Source organism: Candidatus Bathycorpusculum sp. (genome assembly GCF_009778815.1).
In the GTDB taxonomy this organism is placed as follows: Archaea; Thermoproteota; Bathyarchaeia; order Bathyarchaeales; family Bathycorpusculaceae; genus Bathycorpusculum; species Bathycorpusculum hydrogenotrophicum.
On the sequence record NZ_WRFL01000004.1, the window covers coordinates 72,874 to 80,168 of the forward strand.

7 protein-coding genes are annotated in these 7,295 nt (G+C 44.9%); 1 reads left to right on the top strand and 6 read right to left on the bottom strand.

Annotated elements, in window-relative coordinates; all coding sequences use genetic code 11:
• Window positions 1-220: 220 nt before the first annotated feature.
• The gene (locus FWF39_RS01815) at window positions 221-1,441 is read right to left on the bottom strand and encodes a hypothetical protein (RefSeq protein WP_343381728.1); all 1,221 of its coding nucleotides are present in this window, start codon (window positions 1,439-1,441) and stop codon (window positions 221-223) included.
• Between the two features lie 61 nt (window positions 1,442-1,502).
• Here FWF39_RS01815 and FWF39_RS01820 point away from each other — a divergent pair, with 61 nt between their 5' ends.
• Entirely contained in the window at window positions 1,503-1,730 is a 228-nt protein-coding gene (locus tag FWF39_RS01820) for a hypothetical protein (protein WP_343381729.1), read from the top strand.
• Between the two features lie 71 nt (window positions 1,731-1,801).
• On the opposite strand, the gene FWF39_RS01825 is transcribed toward FWF39_RS01820, so the two are convergent.
• From FWF39_RS01825 to FWF39_RS01845, 5 genes are all read right to left on the bottom strand, one after another.
• Window positions 1,802-2,164, bottom strand: a complete 363-nt coding sequence (locus tag FWF39_RS01825; protein ID WP_343381730.1) for a hotdog fold thioesterase — start codon at window positions 2,162-2,164, stop codon at window positions 1,802-1,804.
• 4 nt (window positions 2,165-2,168) lie between these two features.
• On the bottom strand, window positions 2,169-2,768 hold the full coding sequence (locus tag FWF39_RS01830) for an indolepyruvate oxidoreductase subunit beta (RefSeq protein ID WP_343381731.1): 600 nt from the start codon (window positions 2,766-2,768) through the stop codon (window positions 2,169-2,171).
• Entirely contained in the window at window positions 2,752-4,956 is a 2,205-nt protein-coding gene (locus tag FWF39_RS01835) for a thiamine pyrophosphate-dependent enzyme (RefSeq protein WP_343381732.1), read from the bottom strand. Before FWF39_RS01835 ends, FWF39_RS01830 begins: the two co-directional genes overlap by 17 nt.
• 8 nt (window positions 4,957-4,964) lie before the next feature.
• On the bottom strand, window positions 4,965-6,281 hold the full coding sequence (locus tag FWF39_RS01840) for a phenylacetate--CoA ligase (RefSeq protein WP_343381733.1): 1,317 nt from the start codon (window positions 6,279-6,281) through the stop codon (window positions 4,965-4,967).
• Window positions 6,282-6,522: 241 nt separating this feature from the next.
• Window positions 6,523-7,128 (bottom strand): MBL fold metallo-hydrolase, encoded by a 606-nt coding sequence (locus FWF39_RS01845; protein WP_343381734.1) that lies wholly within the window; start codon window positions 7,126-7,128, stop codon window positions 6,523-6,525.
• Window positions 7,129-7,295 lie beyond the last annotated feature (167 nt).

The following is a 7,295-nucleotide window of genomic DNA, read 5'->3' on the forward strand; positions in this document are numbered from 1 at the left end:
TAACACTTATCAACAACTCGCTTAAATGAGCTGTCCCGTGAGAGTGATACTTACAGCAGATAAGCTCAATGGTTATAACGACGGCTAAATGATCGTCTTGTGAAAGTAATATTCGGTTGCTGGAACACATTTTTCTTAGAGAACAATGAATAGAGCGGTGCTAGTTGGTGGCAATTTATCAACAACTTGATCGACTAACATTTGGTTCCTAAATAATGGATTAAAAGCTTACAAACCCAAATTTAATTATCGAAACTACACCCCAGAGATTAATCAGCAAACTCAAAATTATCAAAACTTTTTCTGTCCAACCCAAGTTTTCACGCATACCTGCGGCTGTGAGCAACATAAGAAACGGAACAAAGTCAAGGCTGAATCGGTAACCAAATTGAGTAAACCCTACCGTACCATGTGTGATTATGGGCGGCAGAATACAGAGGATAGCTAAGGCCGCTTTTTTATTTAGGCTCCTCCATCCACCTCTAAAGGCACCTATGAAGATAAAAAGAAACGCTGGTGTGGTTAAGAACAGTCCCATCCCAATCCAATTAGGTTGGAACCATGGAAAATCGGGCAACACATTGGGTCCTTGGAGAAATATTGCATGGAGGTGGCGGGGGATGTAGGCTATGTTAAAGATACCCTGCTGAAAGAATGGATCTTCCTGTATGCCCGGGATAAGGTAGTAGCCGATGTTGGTAAAGACGCCATAGCGTGCATAATCATAGAGGGCATTTAACCCCACCGGTATGGCTAAACCCCCAAAGAAAATCAGCGCCTGCCTAACTCGGGGCATCCACATATTTTTTTGATCATATATTAGCAAGAGAAAAAAAGGAAACGATAATGCCACTGGTAACCGCGCAATAACTGAACATCCCAAAAGCAAACCCACAGCAAAATTACTCTTCCCATACAATGCAAGAATTATGGCTGAGGTAAGAAACAGCACCGCAACAACATGCTCAATATACCAAGAAGAACCCACAGAGGCAATGAACCAAAAACAAGTCCCAAACCCAAACAGTGCTGTTAGCCACAGAGCTTTAGTTTGATTTGAACCGGCTTTTTTGAGCATCAACCAAGTTGCCGCAACACAAAACCCCGCAAGAATAACCGAGAGTAATGCCTGATCAAAGGTTGTGCCCCAAACTGCAACAAAGGGCAAAAGCAACACCGCAGGCATCGGAGGATAAACAACATAATAGTTGCCATTGAAGGGCACCATCTCTGCAAGATTCTCCCCTCCGCCTGTGAGCCCCAGCCTGCCATGGAGAAACGAATCTGCCAGATAGACAAAATGATTTTGTCCCGGTGAAGGTCCCTTGGAGAGCAAAAATATCAGTAAAGCAATCGCGGCTATGAGCAAAAATTTATAGCGCAACCTAAGCGATGTGACCTTTTTAATGGGGGCCTCAAGAGTTTGGCGAACGCTACTCACAGATATCCTGATAGAATAGTGTCAACTGAAGGTTTTTAACCTTTAATGCAGAAACCCCTCTATGGGAAGATGTACAAAAACCGTGGGTGAACGCCGCCTTGGCCGAACCATCTACAAACTGGGCAACAGCGTTGAACTTAGTAGCAAAGAAGGCAAAGCCAAACTAGCCGAACAAACGCATAAACAAAAAACCCAGACCGAACAGGGTTTTGATGAAGACTCCCCAGTACAAAATCTGCACGACACAACAAACTGGAAACCCAAAACCAATTCTAAAACAACCCCCTAAACATAACAGAATTTTGCTACAGGTTGTTGTTTGAATTCTTATTTGATTTTGAGTGTTCTGTATTTGTGGCGCTATTTTTTGAATGCTATGGCTGAGAAAATGGCTGTTAGTTTATCTTCTTTGTAGACTGAAACGTGATAGACACCAGTGGTTTTCCCGTCACTTATCCGATTTGCTTCTGCGGTTAGTATGTCGCCTTCGGTTGTGGGGCATAGATATTTGATGTCAACTTGTATTCCGACTGCTTTGTTGTCGCCAAAGTTGCAGGCTTCTGCAAAGGCATAGTCTGCTAGTGAAAAGATGGCTCCGCCGTGTGTGCAACCCATGGCGTTGGTGTGTTGTTTTTCTATTTTCATCTGGACTTTGCAGTATCCATCTTTGATTTCAAGAACTTTAATCCCTAGTAGTTCTGCGTAGTGGTCGGTACCTTTCATTTGCTTATCTCTGGTTGTTTTGTACGCTTTCTCTGCCCAGCTGGAAGGCTTTGAGGTTTAGGTTGATGTATTTTTCTTTGAGTCTGTTTGCTATGGCTTGTTGAAATGATTCTGCTTTGAGCGGGATTTCGGGGAGTGCAGAGAGTGCTCCTAGCAGAATTGTGTTAACAACCAGTGTGTTGCCTAGTTTTTGTGCAATACCTGGGCCGTCTACTTGGTGAACCAGTGCTTTGGTTCTTAGGAGTTCTAAGAGTTCTTCGGTGTTTTTGAGTTTCACGTTTGCTGTTAGACCGTTTGGTGGAATGAGTTTCATGTTTACAATAACGGTGCCGTTTTCTTTTAGCATCGGGAGGGCTCGGGTGGTCTCTAGGACCTCAAAGCCTACGATTGCGTCGGCTTTTCCTGTTTCGATGAGGGGGGCTTCCACTTTGGTTCCGATGCGTGCGTAGGCTACAATGGAGCCGCCTCGTTGTGCCATGCCGTGGATTTCTGCTTTTGCTACATTAAAGTCCTCTATCATGGCGGCTTCACAGAAAATGTCGCTTAGTACTACAACGCCTTGTCCGCCGACGCCGCTAAAAACTATATCAAGTTTGGGTTTCACGGTCTATTTCTCCTATTGCGTTAAAGGGGCAGACTTTGTCGCATACTCCACAGCCGTTGCAGAGTGCGGTATCGATTTTGACTTTGTTGCCGTTTTGACTTATGGCAGGGCAGCCAAAGGCTTCGGTGCAGACTCTGCAGCCTTTGCAGTTGTCTTTGATTTTTCGGGGTGTTCCGTGTGGGGTTAGTAGTGGGCAGGGTCGTTTGGCGATAACTACTGAGGGGCCTTCGTGGTTGGTGGCTTTTTTTAGCGTTTGCATTGTTGTTTTTAGATCGTAGGGGTCAACGGTGAAGACTTTTTCGATGCCTAGGGCTCTGACGATGGCTTCTATGTTTATGATTTTGGCGTCTTGGCCCATGGCAGTTTTGCCTGAGCCGGGGGTTGGTTGGTGGCCTGTCATGGCTACTATGCTGTTATCCATGACGATGACGCAGACGTTTGCTTTGTTGTAGGCGATGTTTAGCAGTCCTGGCATGCCGCCATGGAAAAAGGTAGAGTCGCCAATAACTGCAAAGACTTTGTCTTTTGTGCCTGCGTGAATCATTCCTGCGGCTTGTGAGATGCCGCCTCCCATACAGAGACATGTTTGAAGGGCTTTGATGGGTGGTAGGGCTCCTAGGGAGTAGCAGCCTATGTCGCCTGCTACAATTTTATCGTTTGATTTTCCTCTAAGGCTTAGTGCGCCCTCGGGGCAGAGTTTGACACATCTGGGGTTGCCGCCGCAGACATCGCAGACCATGGGTTTGCGGGTTGTGGGGTGCATGTTGATTGCGCCATATGGGCATGCTTCGATACACCATCCGCATCCGTTGCATTGTTTTTTGTCAACGATGATGATGCCTGTTAGGGGTGATTGGGAGAGGGCTTCTTTGGGGCAGGCGATGATGCAGGCTGGGTTTTGGCAGATTTGGCAGCTTATGGCTATGTTTTGGATTTGGTTTTGGCGTACTACGCGTATGCGGGATTTGGCTGGGTTGTGAACTTTTTCTTTGTTGTGTGAGCAGGCGTATTCACAGGTGCCGCAGCCTACGCATTTAGTGGTTTCGCAATGTACTGATTTGTGTAGCATGTTTAGAGCATAGTAGAGGGCGCGATGCGTACATCCGGGGCACAAACCGGGTGGTCGCGGGGTTAAATTGAGTTGTTGTGGACTTTCAGGTGTTGTGGTTAGGTGTAGTTTGGATAGGGCGGTGCGGATTTTATCGGGGGTGAATTCTCCGATTTCTTCAAGGCCTAGCTCAGTTTTGCCGATAAAATCAATTTTGAGACGGGCCAAATTTTCTTCTATGTAGGGTCGGAGTTCTTCTAGAACTATGAGTTTTTTGACTTTTTTGGCAAAGGTTTTGACCATCTCAGATGGGAAGGGATGGACAAACCCTAGTTTTAGCCATGAAACTTTTGTGGTGTCTACAAGTGAGCGTGCATAGTAGTAGCCTACTCCGCTTCCAATGATTCCTATCTTTGTGTTGTTGTCCTCGATGATGTTGAATTGTGAGGTTTCAGCTTCATATTTTGCTTCTAATAGGCGGCTCTCTAGAACTCGATGTTGGCGGCTGGCGTTGGCTGGTACCATGACCCATCTGGGGATGTTTTTATCAAACTCGGCTTTGCGTGCCAGTTTTTGGAATTCTCCTAGTTTTACGCGTGCTTTACCGTGTGCAACGCGGGTAGTTAAGCGTAAAATGATTGGCAGGCGGAGTTTTTCGCTGATTTCATAGGCCCTGCGTGCCATATCAAGCGCCTCTTGGGGGTTGCCTGCATCAAGAAGCGGTAGTTTTGCGTGGACTGCAAAGTAGCGGGTGTCTTGTTCGTTTTGGCTGCTGTGCAGAGCTGGGTCGTCGCAGACTACAATGACCAATCCGCCCTCGATGCCTGTGTATGCCAGGGTCATAATCGCATCCGATGCCACATTTAAGCCCACATGCTTCATGGATGTGAGTGCCCGTACGCCTGTCATCGAAGCGCCAATAGCCACCTCTGCGGCAACAATTTCATTAATGCTCCACTCCGCATAAATTCCAAGATCTTTTGTAGCTTCCGCCAAGGTTTCTAAAATTTCTGTGGAGGGCGTGCCTGGATAGGCCGCGGCAACTTTGATGTTAGCCTCTACTGCTCCACGTGCAACTGCTTCATCGCCGTTGAGTAGCGCATAACTGTCTGGTTTATTTACACTAATTTTGGAAGTCATCATTACGCCTACATTTTACCTATACGTAAATCCAGCACTCGTTTGGCTTTGCCCTCTGTTCGAGGTAACTCGCCAACTTGGACGATTTCTACATCTGCATATATGCCTGTTATGATGTGAATTTTCTTTTGAATATCACACTTTAGAGCGTTTTTATCGAGTTGACTGTTTTGAGCGGTTTTCTCTGTCAACTCGACCTTGATTGTGAACGTATCAAGGGCTCCGGGTCGATCTACAACTATTAGGTACTGAGCCGCTAACTCGGAGAAACCCATAACTACATGTTCAATTTGTGAGGGAAACACATTGACCCCGCGGATGATAAGCATATCATCTGAGCGGCCCATAACCCGGGTCATTCTGGCATGTGTGCGTCCGCATGCACAGGGCGTGGCGTCTATTTTTGAGATATCTCTTGTTCGATAGCGCAACATGGGCATACCCGTTTTAGTTAACGTAGTAAAGACCAACTCGCCCTCTTCGCCTTCCGCTAAAACCTCTCCTGTGTTAGGGTTGATGGTTTCTACAATGAAATGATCCTCCCAAACATGCAATCCCGCATGCTTCTCACACTCAATAGAGACCCCCGGCCCACAAAGCTCGGTTAACCCATAGATATCAAAAGCCTCTATGCCTAATTCCTGCTCAATACGGCCCTGAATTTTACTTGACCACGGTTCTGCACCAAACATGCCTCGTTTGAGTTTGAGGTCCTTTTTGGGGTCAACACCCTCATGTGCCATAGCCTCTGCAAGATAAACTGCAAAACTAGGTGTACATGCCAGCATAGTTACCTCTAAGTCTTTCATAAGCTGGATCTGGCGCTGTGTCATGCCGCCGCTTGCAGGCACAATTTTAGCACCCACTTTTTGTGCCCCATAATGGAAACCAAACCCGCCTGTGAATAACCCATACCCGTAAGCAATATGGATAACATCTTGTGGCCTGCCGCCGGTAGTGTAGATGCTGCGTGCCATAAGCTCCTGCCACATCTCTATATCTTTTTGAGTATAGGCGCCAATAATTGGGTTACCTGTGGTTCCGCTTGAAGCATGGACCTCCACAATCTCATCTGGCTGAGTAACGACCATACCATAGGGATAATTATCTTTTAGATCACTCTTAACGGTGAAGGGAACCTTTTGCAGATCACTTAACGTTTGGATATTACTTGGCTTTAAACCCACAGCATCAAATTTTCTACGATAAAAACTACTCTTCTCATAGCAATAATTAACTTGTTCTTTGAGCTTCTGCAACTGATACTTCTTTATGTCCTGTCTAGGCATGGTCTCGATTTTTCGGTTCCAGTACTGGCCATCCAAGTTTATCCTCTCTCTATTTTCTGCGCGTAGCTACACTTCTTTTATAAGTCTATTAGATAAAAGTTACCTACACTTAACAAAACTGTACAATTATCCAATCTGTGTTTTTCCAGTTTGACGCTTTCTAGTTTTCATAAAATCCACAGAGACAACTTATACAATCACCTTTCCCGTCTTCTTAATGAAATTGACATTTTACTCAACTTTTTAATTTGATAGCTTTAAATCTGTAATTCTTATCTTATTTTGAATTATGTGCTAGTTCTATCTCTTCTCCAGGTTGAATGATGAGTTTATTTGGCGCATCCCATTTTTGTGCTTTAGCCAAATCAAACAACGCTTTGGGTTTAACATGAATCAATATGTTATGTTTTGCTCCTATGATTTTTGCACACTGCGCTGCCTCCTTAGGCCCCATATTAAAAATCCCATCACCACAAAACAATGCATAATCGATCTCTAAAGCGGCAAACGTTTGCATCTGCTTAGTCTTTGAGGTATCACCCGAACAATAAATCCGAACACCGTCCAATGTTATGATAAATCCAACACACGCCTTAGAACTGTGCATAAGATTTTGCGCCTCAACAGCCTCAACCTCAATCCCATCAAGCAAAAAACTGTTATGTTTCCCACCCTCTAACGCTTCTTTATTTGTAATAACTCGACACCCTGCCTTTTGAGTAATCAAATCCAACTTGTTATGATCATAGTGTCCATGTGTAACAAGCACAATATCTGCCGGCTCATCATACCCCTCACCAGCATATGGGTCAAGATATAACACACGTCCATCTTGTGCGGTTATGCGAATGCTTCCATGCCCTTGATATAACAACTTTGCCATACTAACCAACACCCAACTATCTACAAACACTGCCTAAAAAATTTTGAGAGTGTTCACCTAAAGATATACATCATTTGATTTTGCCATTGTTGAAAAATTTCAGGCATAGTCAAAGCACACCACAAACGAATAGTTAAATCCACCATAACAGAACTCTTAGACACAAC

Coding starts and splice junctions, on each gene's coding strand:
- FWF39_RS01820 (WP_343381729.1), top strand. CDS start 1,503: ATGGGAAGATGTACAAAAACCGTGGGTGAACGCCGCCTTGGCCGAACC.
- FWF39_RS01825 (WP_343381730.1), bottom strand. CDS start 2,164: ATGAAAGGTACCGACCACTACGCAGAACTACTAGGGATTAAAGTTCTT.
- FWF39_RS01835 (WP_343381732.1), bottom strand. CDS start 4,956: ATGACTTCCAAAATTAGTGTAAATAAACCAGACAGTTATGCGCTACTC.
- FWF39_RS01845 (WP_343381734.1), bottom strand. CDS start 7,128: ATGGCAAAGTTGTTATATCAAGGGCATGGAAGCATTCGCATAACCGCA.